The organism is Fervidobacterium islandicum (assembly GCF_000767275.3).
Classification (GTDB): Bacteria; Thermotogota; Thermotogae; order Thermotogales; family Fervidobacteriaceae; genus Fervidobacterium; species Fervidobacterium islandicum.
The window spans coordinates 1797099-1818817 of the sequence record NZ_CP014334.2 but is presented as its reverse complement, the minus strand read 5'-3'; the positions used below and the strand labels follow the sequence as shown (position 1 = coordinate 1818817).

Sequence of the window (21719 nt, the reverse complement as noted above, 5' to 3'; positions counted from 1 at the left end):
GCTTCATCACCTTCTTTTGTTCAACTGTAGAAAAACTCAATTGCTTTCCTTACAATTATATCACTCAAAATAAAATCTGCATGGTCAAAACCTTCGAAAATCTCGCTCTTTCCAAAAGCAGTAGCGCTAATCAATGGTACCATACCATCATTTTCAGTGAATTCACCCTCAGGAAATACGATTTTACTTACCGAGTTCAAAAAGACCATCGCTGCACTCGAAAACGGCTCGGTTTTTAAGATATTCTGTACAATCAGTTCATTGCTCTGCCTTATCACCGCTGCGAAGTTCACAAATTCAACACCCTCAGGAATTCCGGGATGTTCTCTTTTGTATGTTAGGTATCGATAATTTGGTGCTTCTATAAATACACTTGCCAAATTTGCGGTGATTAAGATCGCTTTCAGATAGTCCCAATCGTTTCTAAGCTTCAGGAGTTTCTTGTTCATCACTACAAAATTCGCAAATGGAGAACCTATATGTGGCGTTCCAGCAAAGACTATCTTATTAACATGTTTTAAAAAATCCTCATGCTGCAGTGCGTACCTCAACAATAATCCACCCATACTGTGGGCGTAAAAATTGAACTTGGAGCTCCCACTGCCAGATGAAGCTAACTTTTGAACTTCCTGAGTAAGTTTGTCAGCACTTTCTTCCAGTGGAACGTCCAGCGACGCATAAATAAAAACATAAAGTCCGTATTTTTCCGGTAGATATCTTTTCCACGTATCAACAAAATACCTTTTGTAATCCGTCCACTCTCCGTTTATCTCGTTGGGATCTATCCCTGGAATTAAAACTACAGAAGGCTCATTAATCTTTGGTTCTCTGATTTCAACAAGTCGTGCTACAGGCCTTTTCCATTTGTACTCAACTATCTTCGAATACTCGAAGAAAGGCTCTATCTTATAGAGTGTTTTGTAAATTGGAATTAAAGAATTGTAGTACACATAGTATGTTCCTATCGCTTCTGTTTCTTCTGTTGATTGAGCAAAAGTAACATCTGAAAAGAATGTAAGTAAGAACGTAGAAAAAACAAGAAAAACACCAAAAGAACTCCTGAATATCAGTAGGCAATTTTTAATAGCAATACCTCCAGTATATCCGAAGCGTCCTCAGTCCTGTCGACTATATCGCCTATGTTTATAACCAATTCCTTCAACTGCATTTTTTCGGCAAGTGGTATATCCTTGCCGAATATCGCTCTCAGTAACTCTTCTTCAACCACGTCTTCGTCGTGTTCAAATCTTTCAACCTCAATTACGTAATGTTGGACTTCGTCAAGGTTATCGAATAGCTTTTCCACTGCTTTCACAAAAGATTCCGCGGCTTTGACAGCACACTCCAACTGTTTAATCACTTTCTCTTTTAGTTCATCTGGGACGTCAGGATGTTGATAATCCACTATCTTGCTTACAGACTCACACTTGTTAACGATCTTATCAACACCTTCCGTTAATGAGTGTATGACCTCACGCATGTCCGGTAGGAACAACCCCTTGTAAATTTCTGAGATAATCCCTCTTCTAAGTTCATCTGCTTCATGTTCGATACGTTTAATACTCGAAAAATAATTCTGAGTTCCATCACATCTGTCCTCAAAGTAGCACACAAAAAATTCTTTCAACGTGGTACTTGCTTCTACAGTCTTTCTAGATAAATCTAGTAAACGTTCTATTACTTCTTTCTCTTTCCTCGCAAATGAAAATGGCATACTAACACCCCCAAACAATTATACCATGATATTCCCAAATTTCACGACTTTTCAAAGAAAATCAACAAAGTATCACCATAGTCCTTTTCCTTTACAATTCTCAGTTTTTCAATTGCGCTCTCACTCGGCTTTTCTCTTTTAAAGCATTGGAGGACGAAAATTGAATCGCCCCCCATAACAGTGTGAACACGAGAAACGATCTCGTCAACAAGCCCTAACTCGTACGGTGGATCTGAATAAATGACATCAAAAACGCCGGTGTGAGATTCCAAAAACCGGCGCGCATCCATTTTCCTTATATCAACCCTTTCTTCTAACCCCAATCTCTTAACGTTATTCTTTATCGTTGCTATCGACACACTCGATGCGTCAACAAAAGTCACATGCCTTGCTCCATTGCTCAACATCTCTATACCAACAATACCACTACCGGCGCATATATCCAAGCACACCTTTCCTTCAAAATCTACCATATTTGCAAGGCTTCTTCTTATTATTGCTGATGTGTACCTCGTTCTGGGATCTGGGACCGTGGCAATTGTTCTACCTTTTAATTCACCTGTTTCTACCTTTAGCATATCGTTCTTCTCCTATCTTTTCAACTATCTTCTTCCAATTCTTCTTTACTTTCTGGAATTTCCGATTTCTCTACGACAACGGTAATCTCACCTTTTACCTTGTCGAAATAATTCATAGCTTGAGAAACTGTTCCGTAGAAGTGCTCTTCGTGGAATTTTGTCAGTTCCCTTGCGATGAACACTTTACAATCTCCAAGGATTTTGTAGATGTCTTCTAAGGTTTTTTTCAATCTTTCAGGACTTTCGAAAAACACGAACCGTTCAATGAGCTCATCGTCCTTGATTTTTCTCAATAGTCTTCTTCTGTTTTTGTCCTTGGGCATGAAACCGATGAAGTAAAAATAAGTCCCTTGGAAACCACTCAGTGCTATGGCACTTGTCAATGCACTTGGCCCTGGGATCACCTCAACCTTTATCCCTTCTTCGTGACATCTCTTAACAAGGTTCCAACCTGGATCTGAAACCACCGGCATTCCAGCATCAGAAACCTGTGCGATCTTGGTTCCTGATTTCAGCAGTTCGATGATATGATCTATTTTTCTAAAAGAATTTCTTTCATTGAATGATTCCAAAGGCTTTGAAATCCCATAGTGCGAAAGTAAATGAAGAGTTCTACGAGTATCTTCAGCAATTATCAAATCAACGCTTCTCAAGGCCTCAAGAGCTCTGATAGTGATATCCCCGAGATTCCCTATCGGTGTTCCTACAATATACAGCACACCAAGACCATTAGGATTTATGCTCCCACTTCCTCTTTTGAAACTTCAGGTTTTCGAACCAAAAATCTTTCTTCAAGAACCCTGCTGTTTTCTAAAATCTTCCCTTTTGTGTCCTCGTCAAATTCTTTCCCGTCACCAAAATAATCCTCGAACGATTCTTTCAAGCTCCTAACTATCTCTGAAAATTCCCTACGGGCGTAATTGTACAAGCCTATCAACGGTATATCAAGTGTCTTTGTACTCTTGAAGCAATGCTTTACTTCTTCATGGGGGATAAGTACTATCGAACCGTGTTGAAGTACGTAATCTTGAGTGCGAGTCTGCGCACTCCCAACGACTTTAATACCGTTGAGTGTTATCTCATACGTAGAAGGCACTTGGAAACATACATGGCTGACTGGCTTATTTTTACCTTCCGTTAATTCAACGGGATATCCAAGTCTATTGAGCCCGTTCACAATGATTTTAGAAATCAAATTATACAGCTCAAGCACACCATATTTGAAAAGTTCATGACCGTTAGGAATAACTATTGAATAAGTCACTTCATCCCAATGGAGAACTGCACGTCCACCTGAAGGTCTTCGAACTAAGTCAAAACCATTTTTCTCAATATATTCAAAATCCACATCATCCGCTTTTTGGTGTTTCCCAAGCGAAAGAGTTGGAACCTCCCATGTGTAGAACCTCAAGATCGCATCGTTCAGTTCATTTGTAATTTGGCCGAGTGTAACATCTATTGCCATGTTCTTTGAACCTTTGAAGCCGTAGGTTTCAAAAATGTACAAAATATCAGCTCCTTAGCTTATTCACCCTTTAGTTTTTTAGTCAAGAGGAATATCGGATTTGTCACTAACACTATTATAATCTTTACCACATATTGAGACAACACCATATTAAACAATTGATTGTATACACCTACAAAAGCCACAATAGTGAAGATCAGTGTATCAAAAAATTGTGCAATCAGCACAGAGGCCAAATTAGCAACGGATGCTTTCCTGAAAAATTTGGAATTGAATATATAATAGTTCATAAGCTGAGAAGTTCCATACGCGGCAAGACTGGCAAGCGTGAATCTCCAGTTAATCCCCAGAAGCAAGCGGTAAGCTTCTCCTCGTTCGATACTTGCTGAAGGAAGAAACAACCCGAGCAAGATGAGACCACTTGCAGTCGCTTGAGCAAGGAATCCCATAAAAACGAGAAACTTTGAACGTTCTTTACCAACCACATCTGACATCATGTTCGCAATTATAAAAGTGAACGTGTAACTTACGATTGATGAAGGAAACAAGAACACTCCTAACTTCACAACCTTCGCTGCGATAACATTTGAAATAACAATTCCTGTGATGAACAGAGTTGTTAAAATCATAGCGTTTTTCTCTCGCCTGTCCACAAGCCACCTCTCCTTTCAAAGTCTCGTCTATGTAAAACTTTCTCCTCAAAATGGCAAGGCAAAATATTATAATCTAACCTTCCTCAACACAACATGATGGTACGCAAAAATTAGACAAACTGTTACATCACCTTAACCAAAAAATTCTTAAAGGGGGTATATAATATTGTTCGCAATACTGACGCTTCGTGTTCATTTAAATAGACATGCCAATGTATATGGAAACAATGTGCTCATTTAAGTGAACATCAAGAAACCCTGAAAACATAAGGTAGAAAAAATTTCTTACGGGGAGGGATTACGATGAAAAGCTTGGGCAGACACATCATTGCGGAGTTCTATGACTGCGATAAGGAGATACTCGACAACATCGACGCCATTGAGTTCCACATGAAACAAGCGGCATATGAAGCTGGTGCAACAATCGTCAACTCATCTTTCCACCGGTTCCTCCCCTATGGAGTGAGCGGTGTTGTAGTGGTCAGTGAATCACACTTGACAATTCACACTTGGCCAGAATACGGCTACGCAGCCGTTGACCTATTCACATGCGGTGACCACGTAGATCCATGGAGAGCGTTCACGTATCTTAAGAAGGTTTTCAAGTCTCAGAGAGCACACGTAGTCGAACATCTACGTGGAAAATACGACGAAATAGGCATTCCTGAGACCGCATCTCACAAGGCAACTATTGAAGAAGTAAAGCAGGCTGTTGCAAGCCTCTGAGAATGTTGAATTAAAGACACGAAGAAGCTAATAAAAATTATATATTAAGGAGGGAATGCCTATGGAAGAGATGGAACTCAAACCAGGAAGACATATGCTGTACATGGAATGGTATTCTCGAGATCCTGGTGGATTGTTCATGAAGGTAAATAGGTGGCTTTATTCCGCACAAAGTCCATATCAGAGAATAGACATATTCGAATCACCTTTCTACGGACGCGTCTTTGCACTGGATGGTATCACGATGACAACTGAAATCGATGAATTCATGTACCATGAAATGCTTGTTCATGTACCGATGTTCATGCATCCAAATCCAAAAAAAGTGCTCGTCATCGGTGGTGGGGATGGCGGCAGCGTTAGGGAAGTTTTGAAACACCCAAGTGTAGAGAAAGTTGTAATGTGCGAAATCGATGAAATGGTCGTAAGAGCAGCTATGGAATATCTCCCGTACACCGCATCAAAGCTGAATGATCCAAGAGTAGAACTCGTTTTTGAAGATGGTTCAAAATTCGTCAGACAGTTCAAAAACGAATTCGATGTCATAATAATTGACTCAACAGATCCAACGGCTGGACAAGGCGGTCACCTCTTCACACTTGAATTCTACAAGGCTTGTAACGAAGCGCTAAAAGAAGACGGTATCCTTTGTGCACAAACAGAAGGTATGACGTACGATTGGGAGTGGGGTTCAACAGCTTACAAGAGAATCAAAGCCAACTTCCCACTTGTCAAGATGTACCTTGGTTTTATGCCAACGTACCCAGGTGGACTTTGGAGCTACACGTACGCATCAAAGGCCGGTTGGGACCCGATAAAAGATTTCAACCCAGAAAAGGTAAGAAACTTCAAAGAACCTCTCAGGTACTACAACGAAGAAATTCACAAAGCTGCATTCGCACTTCCGAACTTTGTGAAGAAATACATCGGAGAAGAGTAAAATACACGTTCACACCCCCTGCGGCAGGATTCCCCCTGCCGTTTTTTTGTCGTTTTGAAAGTTTCACATCATTGATATTCAGTGTATAATTGATTCAGATTAAATCGGTATTAATCAAAACAACTTAGGGGTGACAACATGAAATTAGGAAGCAAGTTGAAAAGGCTCCGTTTAGCAAGAGGTTACACACAAGAAGAATTGGCTGACCGGTGTGATTTATCAAGAAGTTTTATTTCCCAACTCGAAAGTGACAAAGTTTCTCCTTCTGTAGAAACATTAGAAAGAATCCTTCGAGTGTTGGGAACAGACCTGAAGCACTTCTTCTCAGATGAACAGAAAAAAATCATATTCAAGAAAGACGAACGCGTTCCTGTTTACGATTTACCAAAAGGTGTGAGTATAGAGATACTCATGGACGCGGTCGAAGATAAAGAACTCGACGCCAAAATTGTTGAGCTCGAGCCAGGTGCTCAAACTGAACAGGAAGGCTACCACGATGGTGATGAGTTCGGATACGTCATCGAAGGTTCGGTGGATATCTACATCGATGGCAAAAGGTACCGCGCAAATGAAGGAGATTGTTTCTACTACTCAGGCGACTGTGTACACTACATGAGAAATCCCGGAAAGGAAAAAGCAAAGGTTCTGTGGATACAAACTATTTGAAAAAGTGCTGGCTATCAATCAACAAAAACACCCCCAAATTTGCTCAATGCAAAAACATCCGGGGGTGTTTTTTATTTAACACCGTTAATACCAAAACACGCTCAAACCATAAAGGCTTCCTTTATTTCACTGAATACCCCCATATGGTCAGATACTCTTTCCTTATCAAAAACAATCTCCGCCCTCTTTACTTCCCATCCTTCAGGGATGAAGATATAATCTATCCTTGCAGTGCTCTCTGAAATTACATCTCCACCAAAAGTTGGTTGAACAGGTGTGTCAGGATTGGCAACTACCCAAGCATCAATCAATTTTCTACCAAGTACTTTTGTATTAACTATCAATTCGTATTCATCAGAACCATATGGCACATTGAAATCCCCAGCAATAACAAAATTCTCATTCCCAATTTCTTCGATCCATTTCACCAGATTAGAGAATTCCTCAACAAAACCTGCCTCAGCCCAGTTGAGATGAACACAGTATAAATCAGGTTGTTCTTTTTCAGCTTGAACTCTTGCTCTGATTATCTTTCTTGAGTAAAAAGTATCCAAACAAGTATGTTTGGAAACGTACCTACTTTCGAATTCAACGATGGGAAATTTTGAAAGAATTCCAAGCCCTTCTTCCCAAATGCCAAAGCCATAATGGGAGATGTCCCATACAAAATGGTAGTTTTTTCTCTTATCAGAAAGCATCTCTGTTAAGATTCTTACATAGTTGCTTTTCTTGATAGCTATTCCTTGGATATTTATGTCTGGTTCTTCGTGAATATACTGTCCTGCTTCTTGGAAAAAAGCAATATCGACTCGTTTTTGAATTATAAGGCCAGCAATCGCTTCTTGAATAGGCTTGTATTTTTCAAGAAACGATAGGATATTGTCGTACTCTTTGAAGGGAACTTCTTGATAGGTGTGCAGGTTTAAAGTTAATATGTTCACTTAAATCTCTCCTCGGCTTTTCTTAAAAAGGACTACAACTATACCTACGAGTATTATAAGCACAACAACGGCAAGTAACAAGAACTTAGCCGGTGTGACAAAAATCAATACCTTGCTGAATACGGCATGCACCTTCTCTTTGAAGAACACCAAGCATATCAGGAGTATGTTCTCAATCAAATCGAACAGCCCTCCAAAGAGCACAAAAACAGTTAGAAACTCGTTTGACATTTTAAGTCTTTGCAGGAAAACTTTCACAGATATCGACCAAAGAAGAAATGAATAACTCAACGCAAAGAATGAATCCAAAACGTGAAGATATACAAAGTGCTCCAAATCATCCTCTCTAACCTTGTCGATATACTTTGAAATATAGTCCTGAGACAGTATGAACTTTGAATCAATAATCTCTTCACCTAAGGCAACATTGAGTTTGGTACCATATGGTCCGAAAACAAAATATCCAAAGAATATCGTGAATATAAGGCTCACCACGATCCAACGCCAGCTTCCAATTCTGTAAATATCCATTCTTTCCATAATTTTCACCTCGGTTCGTATAATTTTTGAACCTCAAAAAGCATAAACACTGCCATCAGAACAAGGTACATAGACAGTGCCAGTTTTTGACACAGCTGGTTTTGCGTAAACACCTGTGAGAAATTTATAGTACCAATCAACCGTCCCATCAGTTCTTAGTGAATAGAAATCCCCATTCTTGCAACCAAAGTATATATAATCATCCGTGATAGTTGGAGGACTGGAAATCTCAGACTTTGTTGAGAATTCCCAAAGAACATTCTTGTCTTTATCCAAACAATAGAATCTCTTTCCGGAACCAAAATATATCCTTCCGTCTTTATCCAAGGCCGGTGTAACAGTTAACTCGCTATCTGTTCCGAATTTCCAGATTACGCTTCCGTCTTCGGAATTGACTGCATAAAGGGATTTATCGTTCGAACCGACATAGATAATTCCATCTTCGCTTATCACCGGTGCTGTTGTAACAGTTCCCATATCTGTCTTCCAGATTTTTTCACCATCCATTGAAAACCTGTATAATTCTCCTGGGGGAAGTAAGACGTAAATCGAGTCTTCTGTTATAATGGGACTTAAATCGATAAATTCATTCAAATTAAACACTGTTCTTTGCCTTTCACCATCTGTCGATATCTCATACAAAACACCTGCAGTATTGAAAAGGTATATCATGTCGTTGAATATAACAGGCATACAAGAAATCCCGCGCTTTATTCTTATTCTGAATATCTCCTCACCTTTAGCGCTTAATTTTATCAACATCCCAGAAGAACTCACAATAAATATGTTCTCCTCACTATCCAGCAGGGGGCCTGAAAAATCCTCACTACCAGCATCCACTTTCCATTTTAATTCACCGTTACTGGCAAAACTGTACAGACTCCCATCTGCGGAAGTAAAACAAACAAATTCATCACTCGTTATTACCGGTGAAAAATATATACCACCGAGCGTTCTAAATATCTGCTTTGGTGTCCTTGTCTCAAAGTCAACAGGAATATCAAGTCCTTTTGCATTTGAGTACTTTTTCTTTATTTTATCTGGTTTTGTGTACAGTATGTCGACATACCTCATGTTCAATAAAGCATACAAGTGGATCATCTGATGTAATAAAAGTAGCAAGAGAACTAAGTGAAGCAATTTCAATCCTATGAATATAATGTCTGCAAGCGCAAATAATAAAACTAATTTCCACAGGTTGTTAAACACTTTTTGTTTTGTCGCTTTGTATAAGAAAATGTAATTTGCAAAGGTCAAGATGTAATAAATGGTGGAAGCTGGAACAACAACGTTCATTGCTGTGTACAAAAGAATTAGTGAAGATAAAAAATAGGAAACACCTAATATCCTGTAACCTTTGACGCGCAGAATGTTGATAATACCGGGAATTAGAAAGAACAGCGGGCCAAAACTAAAAACGTACTTTATATCTTTACGTGACAAGAAAGCAGAAGCCACGATTAATATTTGTGCAAATGAAACCAATTGTGCAAAAGTTCTTACACGCTCTTCACGTTTAGCAACATCGTTCAATATCCGTTCTTCATCTTCTTTCTTTTTCATTCTTGCCATACTTATCCCTCCTTTCAGAGAGAAAATCCGTACAAGCCGTACAACCTCTTACTTGAACGTTGCACTATTTTCTTTAACTTCATCATGACAATACCACTATTCTACACCTTTTCGGTCAGCTAAGTACCACTATATGAAAATTTTACAGTATTTGACATTATATAACAGTAGCTGTATAATAAAGTAGAGAAATTCTTTAAGTGAATGAATTTTAGAAAAATCTGACGAATACGAAAAGTTCGGTGGAATATGGGAGTGACAGTATGAAGGTATTTTTCATAGGTGGGGGAAATATCGCAAAGATAGTTTACCAAGAACTAAGAGACGAGATTGAAAAGTGCTGGTATTACGATGTTATTGAAACAGACCTACCTTGCGAAAGGTTAGAAAGATTTTTTGTTCCAGAAGATGCTGATGTGGTTGTTGAGTGCGCTTCCGTAGATGCTGTAAAACAGTATGGTTTGGACGTGCTCAAAAGCGGGAAAGATTTTTACATCATAAGCTCCGGTGCATTTTCGGATGTTGAGTTCTTTGACAAGTTCATGGAGGAATTGAAAAGGTCCTCCCAGACAGCTTACATCCCTTCAGGTGCAATAGGTGGACTTGATATCATACGTGCTGTTAAAAAATTCATCAGTAAGGTCGAGCTTGTAACACGAAAACCACCAAAAGCTTTCAATCTCGAAAACTTAAGTGAAGATCAAGTGATATTTTCAGGAAACGCACGCCAAGCCATTGAGGAGTTCCCGCAAAACACGAACGTTTCCGTGACTCTTTCACTTGCTGTTGGAGATTTCGATAAGGTCGATGTACGCATAGTAGCTGACCCAAAGATCGAAGAGAACGTACACGAGATAAACATCTATTCTTCAGTCGGTGAATACAAAATAATACACAAAAACAAGCCTTCACCAAATCCAAAGACAAGTTACCTTGCCCCTTTATCGTTGGTATCAGCTTTGAGAAAAAGGGCAGAAAGGTTTCAGGTAGGCTAATATGCTACATGTGGAGGTGGAGAATATGTCAATGTACGTCACACCTGAGAAAATCAGAAAGCTTGCCGATGAAAAAGGATACATCATTGTGGCTCACAATTATCAGATTCCCGAACTGCAACAGATAGCGGATTATTTGGGCGATTCGCTACAACTGGCAAGGATAGTGACAAGAATAGATGCCAAGAAGATACTCTTCCTCGGCGTCGATTTCATGGCAGAGGTTATGAAGGTATTGAATCCCGAAAAGAAAATCATCGTTCCCGTAAGATATTCCACTTGCCCGATGGCAAATTCATTGACTGTTGAAGATGTGCTGAAGTACAAAGAAATCTATAAAGGCGTACCGGTTGTTGTGTATGTCAATAGCAGGACGGAAGTAAAGGCAGTTGCAGATGTTGTATGTACGTCGGCAAATGCAGTTGACGTTGTCAAAGCGCTGGACTCAGATACCATCCTTTTTGGTCCAGACAAAAATCTTACTTCGTACGTTGCCGAAAAAACGGGGAAAAACATCATCCCAATACCGGGCGAGACAGGATATTGTTATGTGCACAACTACGTTAAGGATAGCGAGATTAAAAAGATGATGTCAAAGTATCCAAACGCGGAAGTTATGGTCCATCCGGAAGTTCCAAAGAATATACGCAATCTGGCTCACTTCATAGGAAGCACATCGCAAATGGAGAAGTACCCCGCTTCTTCAAAGGCAAATGAATTCATCGTCGTGACAGAGGTCGGAATGCCGGCAAAACTTGAAAAGCTCTATCCTGATAAAGTATTCATACCAGTGCCTTCGATGGTTTGCTATAATATGAAAAAGAACAACTTAAGAAATACATACCTGGCACTCTTGGAAGAAAAGATAGAGGTAACGTTGGATAGTGAGCTTATTGCAAAGGCAAGAAAGGCTATAGAAAGAATGCTTGAAATAACCGAAGGTGCAGAACGCTCAGAAAGAAAGGTGGTTAAAAGTGCTTGATAGAATTATCGATAACGTTGTTGAATTGATAAGGAAAGACGAATACTTCTTAGATTACGCTTCTTATCCTTTAAAGGGAACAGAATGTAACGCAGAAGTAATTCTCAAAGATGAAGCCGCAGTCATCTCCGGTGTGGAAATCGTGAGTGGTGTGTGCGAAAGGTTTAACATAAAAGCAGAGTTCTTGTACAAAGATGGAGACCTTGTAAAGAAGGGCAAAGTGGCACAAATTCATGGGGATGCTTACAATATACTAATCTGTGAAAGGAGCATTCTAAATGTTCTTTCTTTTATGAGTGCAATTGCGACAAAGGTAAGAAAGCTTGTGGAAAAGGCCGACGGGAAGGTTCAGATTGCAGCAACAAGGAAAACAATTCCATTTACCGGAGAGCTCCAGAAAATCGCGGTTCTGCACGGTGGTGGTGATACACACAGGCTCAATCTATCAGACTGTGCTATGATAAAGGACAACCATATAAAGCTCTACGGTTCCATAACAAGAGCGGTCAATGAAGTGAAAAAGCATCTTTCGTTCACTAAGAAGATAGAAGTTGAAGCAGAGACACTCGAAATGGCAGTCGAGGCGTGTCAGGCTGGCTCAGACATCGTCATGCTCGATAACTTCTCCCCACAAGAAGTTTGCAGGGCTGCAAGGTTTATAAAGGAAAGGTACCCAGATGTTATTGTAGAAATCTCCGGTGGTGTTAATCCCGACAATATCGAAGAATATGTGTGCGAATACATTGATGTGATTTCCATAGGTAGAATCACAAGCGAAGTCAAGTATGTTGACTACAGTCTTGAAGTTTTGTAGAATCTATATGTATATTTGAACAAAAGGAGCTGTGGAACTGCAAATGCAATTATCTGAGAAAATAAACGATAAGGTAATATTCTCATCTTGGAGTGGCGGAAAGGATTCCGCACTCGCACTGCACAGAGCATTAAAAGAGCTTAAAAGAGTTGATATTCTGTTTACAATGTTCGATGAAACGTGCGTTCACACGCGTGCTCATGGTTTGTCAAAGAGGCTGATACAGGCGCAGGCAGAAAGTATAGGTGCCAAATTAATGATGAGGTGTGCAACTTGGGAAACGTACGAAATGGAGTTCCTTGAATTTCTCAAAGGTGTTGAAAATGGGACAGGGATATTTGGTGATATCGATTTGCAGGAACACAAAGATTGGGTTGAAAGAGTGTGCGCAACTTACAACGTTAGCGTCTTGGAACCGCTATGGTTGGAACCAAGAGAAAAACTCATCGAGGAATTCATAAGGGAAGGTTTTAAGGCAAAGATTATCGCTACTAAGACCGAATACAGAGAACTGCTCGGAAAAGACTTACACAATAGAGAAACTCTCAAGCTAATTGAAAAGCTCAGTATCGACATTTCAGGTGAAAACGGAGAATACCATACAGTTGTGTACGATGGTCCAATATTCAAGGAGCCTTTAGAAATCAAAATAATTGGTAAGCATTCCACCGAGACTAACGAATACTTAATCGTTAATATATGAGTCTCTCAAAAATCCGTGAATTTCTCAATTAACACGTTTTTGAACTGTTTCTGCTCGTCATAATCTATTTCTACTTTCCATACAATATCCGTTCCATCAAGGATGTACGGTGCCAACAATTTATCGATGGGGGACAAGTTTTCTTGTAATATTTTATCCTTATCTATCCAAAACAACTTTCCTTCAGAGCTCTCAACGAAGTTCGTACCGTTTGTCTTACCGACAAATATAAAGAGTATCCAATTGTAGTGCTCAGGTCCTCTTTCCGAGGTCACCATCTTCAATTTTAAATCCAACAACTCCAGTCCGGTTTCCTCGATGAATTCTCTTCTTGTTGCAGATTCGACATCTTCGTTTTTTTCAACGTGACCACCTGGAGGTACAAGGTACCCAGCAAAAGGTTCCTTCTTTCGCAGCAAAAACAACAACTTTCCATTGTTTTCAGCATAGCATATTGTAGCGATTTTTTGGTTCGCGTGTTTTCTCATCAGACGGGTAATTTCATCGTATTCAAGCATACCCAGACCTCTCTTACTTAGAATTAGAGCTTCATCCCTTTTAGTGCGTTCTCGAGCATCTGTAGTTCATCAACTAAACTGCTCAGTTCGACTCCTTCACATAAAATGGGAATAACGCTTTCCCTATGCTTTTGCAAAATACTTTCTTCAAATTTCTGTGCAACACCTTTCATTAACACGAACATGCCATCTATCATATCCACGATTTTACTGTTAAATTCTGAAAATCTTTTTTCCAAAGCTTCCGCTTTTTCAGCTGTAATGTTTTGCAAGTCTAACCGATAAAGTAACGGTTCGTTACTCAAGATTCTAACCGGTTCTCCCTTCATTAGTTGTCCAAGCATGGATGCAATTATGCAATCAAGTAAGAACACGAAACCTTTGTGGGAGAAGAGTTCTGGATGACTGATTAAGAACCCTTTATCAACACTAAGCACAACTTCGACGCCTACCAAAGAATTCTCCACGTTCAGAAATCTTGGCTCACCAGAAGATTTTTGTCTTTTGACATGACGTGCGACAATGTTCACAATTTTGAACTTCTCGAAGCTCTTTTCATCTAGTTCGACCAGATCACGAAATTCCAAGAGTTCGGCACTCTCGGTTGGGTCGTACTCAAGCGATTTCAACTCAAAATCGAAGATTCTTTCCTCAGTTTCATTGATAGGAGTTAACATCATGAAGTTTAAAATGTTTGTAGAATGTAAATCAACACTTAGCCTATTTCCAACTTGAATAATACACGGTGCAGCGTATTGCATTAGTTCATGCAATTGGAACTCTTTGTCGAAGTATACCTTCACGGCTACAGCCCCCTTTCTTCACCCCTTTTTCAATTTTACACCGTACATTTCATACATTGAACATATTGGTTCATATGGACAATTTCCCGAATTGTACGTTCTGCAGTTTCTTGTCTTTTTTGAACCATCGGGTGCAGCAAGTTCTATTTCTTTGCTTTTGACCTCTTTCATTGCAAGTTTTACAAACGATTTCATCTCACTGTCCAAAAACACCGGAACAAATCTTCCTTCATCACTTATTTCACCAATTAATTCCATCAACCACTTTTCGAACATCTGATAATCGAAAGGAATATACGAAGAAATCCTTCCTCGCTTGCCCGCAGGCAAGAATATTTTCGCATTTTCACCGTCATGCTGTCGTTTCGCATACTCATATTCGTAGGTGTATTTACCTTTATCTTCTTTGGGCTTGAGTGAGAAGAGTATGAAATAGACTCTATCGGCGCTGTCAATGGTACTATCTTTCGATTTTTGGAGTATCCAATCGTAGAACATGATCTGTTCGATAGCAGAATTTCTTACTCTGGCATATTTGTAATCGAGTATCGCAAAGCCTTCTCCTTCGTCGTTTTTCATGTCCAAATCGTTTGTTTTGTTCTTCTTGCCTTTTTGTTTAGACTCCTCGTTTGTTAGCACGGAAACTTTGTCTATTCGGTCTACTCGTGCAACAAATGAATAACCTTGGTAATGTGCTGTAAATTCTTTTTCAAGACCTAATATTCTTTCTGAAATCAGCTCTTCACCCTTTGAAGATTTTGACTCTGACGATTTTTCTTCCAAATAATCAGGATAAAATGATATACTCCTTTGCTTCAAGTTTATTACTTTCTTATCTTGCACGAACGATTTCAGTAGTGGTAGTAGCTGTTCTGAAATTTCTGCTACTTTAAGCTTTCTTGGAATCGAGTAAGCGTATATGCCCTCAAAGTAGAAGTTTCTGTATTCTTCTTCTATCCAATTCATTACTTGATTCACATCAACTTCAAAGATTGTCTGCTCCAGGAATTGTTCATAGAATTTACGCATTACGCGGTGCACGATTAAACCATCGTTTATAGCTCTCTTGTTCTCGATCGTTGCACCCGGCTTGTAGAAAAGATCTGCCACTTGTTGGAAATAAAATTGCAGGGGGCATTTCATGTAGGTGTTTATTTTGTTGTAGCTGATATCCTTTATATTTACCCTTTCTTCTAGGATGAATTCACTCTCCTTCAAGACCTTATCTAATTTGTTTTTGTTTTCCAAATCTTGTTGTTTCAGCCTTTCAATTTCGTAGTCTATCTCTGAGTATATGTCCGACAATGTGGGAACGAACTTTTCTTTTTCGTCTTTTAAATCCGAAAATTCACTTAAATACTTTGAAGGTACAAGCATGTCACCAGTATTTGTGGCAAGCGGGACGACAAATTGCGATTCTCCGCTGAATAGTATCGAAAGTATCAGAGATCTGCGTTCTCGCTCTTCGATCATCTCGTATATCTTTGATCTTTCGCTGTTTGTTTTGAAAAGCAGAGGGTTTATTCTTTCTATCGATGGATAATAATCATCCGTGAATTCCAAGAAGAATTTGTACTTTTTGCTCAAAAACCTTGCGTTTGAAAGATCGACGATATCAACTACGTTTGCGGATTTGAAGGTCTCTCTGTATCCCGAAGAGTTAAGCATCACAGTCAAAAGTCTGTATATCTTCTTCCAACCTTCTATTTTTGTTCTTTCTCCGAGCTCAACAATCTTTTCAATATAATCTTCAAGCTTATTCACTGTGTCAACAAACTTTGAGAACGCATTTACTTCATTACCGAGACTTCGCGATACTTCTCGTGATTCGACTGCGTGTTCTGAATTCTTCGCATTTTCGGACTTCTCAAATGCACCAGGAAAGTTCTTGGAATACTTCAAGATAAATCCTCTGTACCAATTGAAGAAATTTGTCTTACCATTGTTTTGCTCTATTTCATCGAGTATCTCAAAAAGCTTCTCAACGATCTTTCTAAATTCTCTGAGTTGTTCCAGACGCTTGATAGTGTCAAGATAAACGTCTTCCTCTATTTCCCCCTCTTCCTTTTCCTTTGCTGTTTCTTCTATCTCTTTATCTAAGCTTCTGAAGAATATCTCGTATAGCTTTTCTTTATCCCTCAATATGCTGATTGTCAAGTTTGTGGAATAGTATCCAAATTCTCTAAAGAGGTCTTCGACTTCATCCATTGTGAGTTTTCTGTCTGGTATGAGAGGAGATTCAATTATTGCAAGTAGGTGTTCTGTTCTGAACTCGTTGAAGTACGTCTCCAGTGGTTGAGTGAGTATCTGAACAATCTTACTTTGCGTGATCGGTATCTTTCCACTGTACCTGTACGGAATTTTGGCCTCGCTTAATTCTTCCATGAGCCTTTTTGCTATCGAAGATGAAGGCACAACAACCGCAATGTCATCAGGCTTTTCACCTTGCAAAAGCAATTTCTTTACTTGGGAAGTTACATAGTTGTACTGGTAGAGCTGATTTTCCGTAGGCACTTTTATACGTCGCACATTGTTTACAAGTTTCTCTAATGCAACAATCTTTTCTCGGCAGAAATCGGTTCTGATCTCAAAACCAGCTGATTGGAGGAATCCGTAAACTTCGTCAAGTTGGTCAAATGAGAAATCTGCCGGCTTTTGCCAGACGTAGAAAAATACATTTTCGGCTTTGTCAATCATTTTCATAAGAGCTTTTCGCATAAGCGGTGGGATATCGAAAAATCCGCTGAGGACAAGGTACTTCCGTCCAGGTTCGACGTATTCTGCTTGGTCTATGTACCATCTGTAAACGCTTATCGGATCGTAAATCTTTTTTCCTTTCAGTTTTTCCGCGGACTCTTCCATCTTGCGAATAACCTCATTTAGTATCTCGGCAAATGGTGTTGTTGGATTCTGGATGATGTCATGAATTAGTGCGTATGTACCTGTTAATTCTGCTTCGGTTTTTCCACTCTCTCCGTAAAGGTTCAACTCCCAGATTTTTTCAAACAAATCTACAATGTACTCTATTATCGTTGGTGATTTTGAAAGTGTCCTTAGTATTATCTGCTTTTGGCTATCGCCAGAAAATTTTGCATCGTTTTGGATTTTGTCGATAACATCGGTAACATAGATTGTGTAAAAGTCCCTGTCGAAAACTTCGGCATCGTAATTGTTAAGGCGGAGTATTTCGGTAACGTATTGGTTAATGACCCTGAAAGCGTCTCTGTTGATAGTTTTATTCAGTTGCTTTGCTACATTGTCAGCAATTTGCCTAACGTAAAACCCGGAAGGGCCGATGAAAAGGAAGTTCAGAGGGTCTTCTTCGTAAATCCTCTCAATTTGATTTGCGATGAATTGGAAATGGGACTTATCTATAGGAACGACATATGCAATTTTGCTATTAGTTTTGACATCTGGTTTGGTTGTCATATGCTCATCATCTCCTCGAACTTCTTAATCCTTTCGACAATATCGTCGATGAAATCCTCTCGGGGCGGGTCAATTGGCAGTGCTTGTCCCCTCGGAACGCTGACAAGATAACCCCTACGAACTTTCCCAAGGTCTGAAAGAAGCATCATGTAAAATTTCACCTGGAACACATAGTGTTCCACGTCAGGTGATGCATCATAAAGGGCTGAGCTTTTGAAATCGACAACGTAGAATTCCCCGTTTTTCAAAAAGACTTTATCAGGAACACCAAAGAGTACGTAGCTTTTCCGTTCACCAGATTTTTCATCGTATATATCCAAGGTCTTTGCCAATCGCCATTCTGAGAATATCTTTTCACTTTCGTTGAAAAGAGTCTTTAATATTTGCACCTTAAGAATCTCCCTTGGAATTACTCCGTCCCCTACTAGTCTTTCCAGTTGCTCATATCTTGTCACACTTGCAAGCATTGAATGGATACGTTTCCCGCGTGTTATTTCTGAAGTTTTTTCCAAGAGTGAGTTCAATGCCTCCAATCTGGCCTTTGTTTTCGACGTTTCGAAATTTGTCCTTGGAATAGCTGAAATAGTCTCTGCAACCTCAAAATCCTCGCTTGACTCATCAACAGACTCAATTTCACTTTTTTCATCGCTTATACCGTAAAGCAATGTAGGTGAGATATACCGTTTATATGCCATCGGTGTGAAATCACTGAAGATGAGATTTTCATCGACGTTGGTTTCTAAATCTTCGGGTGGTTGGATAATACTCCTTTCCAATGTTGTTTCATTTCTCGAAGGTTCCACAACACTACCGATTGCGCTCTCTATTTCATCTAGGCTTACAATCACCTTTATCTTCTCTTCGAACCCATGAGGATCCAGATACTTTATAGCCGGTACGCCTCTATTATTCTTGTCTTTTTTCTTTAAATCCACAACAAAAAGCATTTCTTTTGCTCTTGTAATGGCAACGTAGACCTTTCTCAAGATTTCGGTTTCATCGTATATGACCTCTGCTTCCAAGAGCTTTCTCAATTCCTTTTCCAGCTCTTTAGTCATTCTTGGTGAGACAAATTTCTTAAGTGCCTTATCCAAGAACTGACTTATGTAAACATACCTCCCATTCCCATCCTCACTCTCTGGGAAGAATGTCTTCTCTTCACCTTTATCTGCCCTATCATTATTTACCAAAAAGACTATATTGAACTCCAACCCCTTAGACGCATGGACAGTCATCATCCTCACAACATCTTCTTCTTCAGAGATTTCCGAAGCCTCTACCTCTTGAACTTCCGAAATGCGTTCAAGGAGCCTTGTTAATTCAAAGAACGTTGGTGCTTGGTCATCGAATTCCATGGCCTGTTCCAGCAGTTTTCGAACGTTCCTTAACTTTTGGCTTGAGTTTGGATATCGCGCAATCTTCTTTAGATAGCCACTTTCCTTAACAAAGAGCTTCAAAGTCTCAGCGGGCTTAAGGTAGTATTTCAGTTCATCGTATTTTGCAACAAGTTTGATAATCTCTACGACATGCTCTGGTAAAGCACCTTCATCGATAAGATCTTTTGCGCATTGGAAAAATGATTTTCTTGATCCTTGCTCTTTCGATTCTCTGTATTTAGTCACAATCTTGTGGAAATTCTTCATTTTTCCTGTCTCTTCCGAATTATCAACGCTTCGATTTACATCATCCGTGAACGGTGTAAAGAAAAATTGCGTAAAGTAGTAGTTACTATTTGGATTTTGGATAACGTAAAGTGCCGAGATAACTGCCTTTATTTCCGGCCTTTTATAGAATCCCCTACCTTTGACGATGTAAAGTGGGATGCCTTCCCTTGCAAAGACTTCTCTATAGACATCCTCTATGTCTTGCAGTTTGTAAGACAGTATGGCAAAATCTTTGTATGTGATCTTTCTTGAAACAGGTATGAACTTTCCATCTTGCTTTTCATAAAACGTCATCTCTTTACCGACAAGTGAGTTTATAACCTTCGCCACATACACTGCTTCCAGTTCCCTGTCGTCCATATCTGATAAATTTTTTGCGTTGTCTGTGCCTTCAAGATTCTCGGTTACTTCACCACCCGCGGCTTCCTCACTTTCATCACTTTCTTCGCTGTTTTCTTTCAAAAGTGCCTTTGAAATGGTAATGTAGTTAACCCTTCTTATTTCCCCGGGTAAGAACTCATTTTCATCTGGTGAGAATGCCGCATCAGATTTGTCATCTTTTTCAATAAACCAAAGCTTTTCGTAAAGCTCAGGATATCGCAATCTGAAAACCTCGTGAACATATATCTTGTCGTCTATAGAAAGTAGCTCATCAAGGCCTTCCGATGGGGCTATTTCCTCATTAACAGTTTTGGATTTTGATTTATTCTTCGTAGAAGATTTTCGCTTGCTGGTTGCTGAATTATTTGAATCTACAGAAAAAGATTCGTATATGCTACTGTTGAAAATCGTATTCTCTGACATATAGTTGAAGTAATCGATAAGTTCTGGGTGCGAACGGTAGTTTACATTCAACGAAAGCATTTCGTAATCAGTTCTTCCACTCTTTATCTTCTGCTCAAATTCTTCCATGGTTTTTATAAACACCGACACATCTCCACCGCGGAAGCGGTATATCGATTGCTTTCTATCACCAACGTAGAAAATGTAGTTATCATCCGTGTGAATTAAGTCAAATATCTTCTTCTGCAGCTCATTGGTATCCTGGAACTCGTCAACGATGATGTACTTAAACCGTTGCTGGTAGTATTCTCTAATTGCGCTATTTTCAAGCACCCTTAATGTCTTTTCAAGCACGCCTTTGAAATCGTACTCGAAATTATCGAGTGTTTCTGCTTCGTAAAATTCGGCTGCAATTAGGGATATCGTCCTAAACGCCCTCAAAGCCCCTCCTGCTTCTTCAAAAATTTCCAAGAGCTTTTCACTCACTTTCGATTCGTTCAATTCCAAACGCCAGTTCATAACGACTGTTTCAATTTTACTGGCAACTTCCGATATGCTTCCAAAAACATCGAACAGCCTAAAAATATCGTCCGTGTTTTTCGCAAGTTCGTTCAATAGTTCCTTTACACGATTTGATCTTTCCAATGTAAGACCGTACAGATAATTTCCAACCTTATCGCCGTAGTTAGCCCCACTTTCAACAGCGTCGTACACCTCAAAAGCAAGTTGAATCGCCTTTTGCGTTGCCTTATCAATCAACCTTCTTTGCTTAAGTTCGTTTATAATCTTAAAATTTGGGTCAACTCCAGCTTCTATGTTCTGCTCTATTAGTACCCTTCTACAAAAACTGTCAATCGTTGAGATAATGGCTCTTGACATGTTTCTATAAACGTCCTTCCAGTATTCGTAAGCCTTATCACTTTCACTCAAACTCGAAAGCTTTTTCTGTATTTCCTTTACAATCCTATCCTTCATCTCATTTGCTGCTTTATTTGTAAACGTGACCGCCACAATGCGATCAACGATGTCGCTATCTCCAGTTTGTTCGTAGTGCTCGAGAATGCCTATGTAATAGTTGGTGAGTGTATAAGTCTTTCCTGTACCAGCAGATGCTGAAATAAAGTAATTCTTGTTTGGGTCTCTTCTAACCTTCTCAGCAACGGTGAGTTTCTGCTCAACTTCCATTACATTCCACCTCTCAAGGTTCGAGATTAACAAATTATAACATTTAAA

Annotated in this window: 20 protein-coding genes; 7 read left to right on the top strand and 13 right to left on the bottom strand. The window is 39.5% G+C overall.

The annotated features are described in order from the left end of the window. Positions 1 to 20: 20 nt before the first annotated feature. From NA23_RS08730 to NA23_RS08705, 6 genes are all read right to left on the bottom strand, one after another. Positions 21 to 950, bottom strand: coding sequence for an alpha/beta hydrolase (locus tag NA23_RS08730; protein WP_033192255.1), 930 nt, complete (start codon positions 948 to 950; stop codon positions 21 to 23). A 116-nt stretch (positions 951 to 1066) separates the two neighbouring features. Then, on the bottom strand, positions 1067 to 1714 hold the full coding sequence (locus NA23_RS08725; RefSeq protein WP_033192254.1) for a DUF47 domain-containing protein: 648 nt from the start codon (positions 1712 to 1714) through the stop codon (positions 1067 to 1069). 41 nt (positions 1715 to 1755) lie between these two features. Further along, positions 1756 to 2292: an RsmD family RNA methyltransferase gene (locus NA23_RS08720; RefSeq protein ID WP_033192253.1), complete on the bottom strand. Its 537-nt coding sequence runs from the start codon at positions 2290 to 2292 to the stop codon at positions 1756 to 1758. Positions 2293 to 2312: 20 nt separating this feature from the next. Then, complete coding sequence (gene rsmI / locus NA23_RS08715; protein ID WP_052107224.1) at positions 2313 to 3032, bottom strand: 16S rRNA (cytidine(1402)-2'-O)-methyltransferase; 720 nt, start codon at positions 3030 to 3032, stop codon at positions 2313 to 2315. Further along, a complete protein-coding gene (locus NA23_RS08710; protein WP_033192252.1) occupies positions 3029 to 3799 on the bottom strand; it encodes a lipoate--protein ligase family protein in 771 nt (256 codons plus the stop codon). Before NA23_RS08710 ends, rsmI begins: the two co-directional genes overlap by 4 nt. A 17-nt stretch (positions 3800 to 3816) precedes the next feature. Next, positions 3817 to 4410: a queuosine precursor transporter gene (locus tag NA23_RS08705; RefSeq protein WP_033192251.1), complete on the bottom strand. Its 594-nt coding sequence runs from the start codon at positions 4408 to 4410 to the stop codon at positions 3817 to 3819. Between the two features lie 303 nt (positions 4411 to 4713). On the opposite strand from NA23_RS08705, the gene speD reads away from it, so the two are divergent. The 3 genes from speD to NA23_RS08690 all read left to right on the top strand — a co-directional run bounded on the left by speD (position 4714) and on the right by NA23_RS08690 (position 6742). Next, a complete protein-coding gene (gene speD, locus NA23_RS08700) occupies positions 4714 to 5136 on the top strand; it encodes an adenosylmethionine decarboxylase (RefSeq protein WP_033192250.1) in 423 nt (140 codons plus the stop codon). Between the two features lie 61 nt (positions 5137 to 5197). Beyond that, positions 5198 to 6076 carry a polyamine aminopropyltransferase gene (gene speE, locus NA23_RS08695; RefSeq protein ID WP_145974467.1) on the top strand — a complete coding sequence of 293 codons (879 nt, stop codon included), beginning with the start codon at positions 5198 to 5200 and terminating at the stop codon, positions 6074 to 6076. A gap of 138 nt (positions 6077 to 6214) precedes the next feature. Continuing rightward, positions 6215 to 6742 carry a cupin domain-containing protein gene (locus NA23_RS08690; protein WP_033192248.1) on the top strand — a complete coding sequence of 176 codons (528 nt, stop codon included), beginning with the start codon at positions 6215 to 6217 and terminating at the stop codon, positions 6740 to 6742. Between the two features lie 101 nt (positions 6743 to 6843). Here NA23_RS08690 and NA23_RS08685 read toward each other — a convergent pair whose 3' ends face one another. From NA23_RS08685 to NA23_RS08675, 3 genes are read right to left on the bottom strand one after another with little or no spacing between them, the layout of a single operon-like run. Beyond that, a complete protein-coding gene (locus tag NA23_RS08685) occupies positions 6844 to 7683 on the bottom strand; it encodes an endonuclease/exonuclease/phosphatase family protein (protein ID WP_033192247.1) in 840 nt (279 codons plus the stop codon). Continuing rightward, positions 7684 to 8223, bottom strand: coding sequence for a hypothetical protein (locus NA23_RS08680; protein ID WP_033192246.1), 540 nt, complete (start codon positions 8221 to 8223; stop codon positions 7684 to 7686). 33 nt (positions 8224 to 8256) lie between these two features. Continuing rightward, positions 8257 to 9795 carry an outer membrane protein assembly factor BamB family protein gene (locus NA23_RS08675; protein ID WP_033192245.1) on the bottom strand — a complete coding sequence of 513 codons (1539 nt, stop codon included), beginning with the start codon at positions 9793 to 9795 and terminating at the stop codon, positions 8257 to 8259. A 263-nt stretch (positions 9796 to 10058) separates the two neighbouring features. On the opposite strand from NA23_RS08675, the gene nadX reads away from it, so the two are divergent. The 4 genes from nadX to NA23_RS08655 are packed head-to-tail and all read left to right on the top strand — an operon-like array spanning position 10059 to position 13289. After that, positions 10059 to 10790, top strand: a complete 732-nt coding sequence (nadX, locus tag NA23_RS08670) for an aspartate dehydrogenase (RefSeq protein WP_033192244.1) — start codon at positions 10059 to 10061, stop codon at positions 10788 to 10790. 31 nt (positions 10791 to 10821) lie between these two features. Further along, complete coding sequence (nadA, locus tag NA23_RS08665) at positions 10822 to 11772, top strand: quinolinate synthase NadA (RefSeq protein WP_033192735.1); 951 nt, start codon at positions 10822 to 10824, stop codon at positions 11770 to 11772. After that, positions 11765 to 12586 (top strand): carboxylating nicotinate-nucleotide diphosphorylase, encoded by an 822-nt coding sequence (gene nadC, locus NA23_RS08660; RefSeq protein WP_203225715.1) that lies wholly within the window; start codon positions 11765 to 11767, stop codon positions 12584 to 12586. The genes nadA and nadC overlap by 8 nt, the downstream gene beginning before the upstream one ends. 43 nt (positions 12587 to 12629) lie before the next feature. Then, on the top strand, positions 12630 to 13289 hold the full coding sequence (locus NA23_RS08655) for a Dph6-related ATP pyrophosphatase (protein ID WP_033192733.1): 660 nt from the start codon (positions 12630 to 12632) through the stop codon (positions 13287 to 13289). Positions 13290 to 13294: 5 nt separating this feature from the next. Here the strand turns inward: NA23_RS08655 and NA23_RS08650 are convergent, their stop codons facing one another. The 4 genes from NA23_RS08650 to NA23_RS08635 are packed head-to-tail and all read right to left on the bottom strand — an operon-like array spanning position 13295 to position 21671. Further along, on the bottom strand, positions 13295 to 13807 hold the full coding sequence (locus tag NA23_RS08650; RefSeq protein WP_052107223.1) for an NUDIX domain-containing protein: 513 nt from the start codon (positions 13805 to 13807) through the stop codon (positions 13295 to 13297). Between the two features lie 23 nt (positions 13808 to 13830). After that, entirely contained in the window at positions 13831 to 14610 is a 780-nt protein-coding gene (locus NA23_RS08645; RefSeq protein ID WP_033192243.1) for a hypothetical protein, read from the bottom strand. An 18-nt stretch (positions 14611 to 14628) separates the two neighbouring features. Beyond that, a complete protein-coding gene (locus NA23_RS08640; protein WP_033192242.1) occupies positions 14629 to 18039 on the bottom strand; it encodes a PD-(D/E)XK nuclease family protein in 3411 nt (1136 codons plus the stop codon). Beyond that, a complete protein-coding gene (locus NA23_RS08635; RefSeq protein ID WP_035416606.1) occupies positions 18036 to 21671 on the bottom strand; it encodes a UvrD-helicase domain-containing protein in 3636 nt (1211 codons plus the stop codon). Before NA23_RS08635 ends, NA23_RS08640 begins: the two co-directional genes overlap by 4 nt. Positions 21672 to 21719 lie beyond the last annotated feature (48 nt).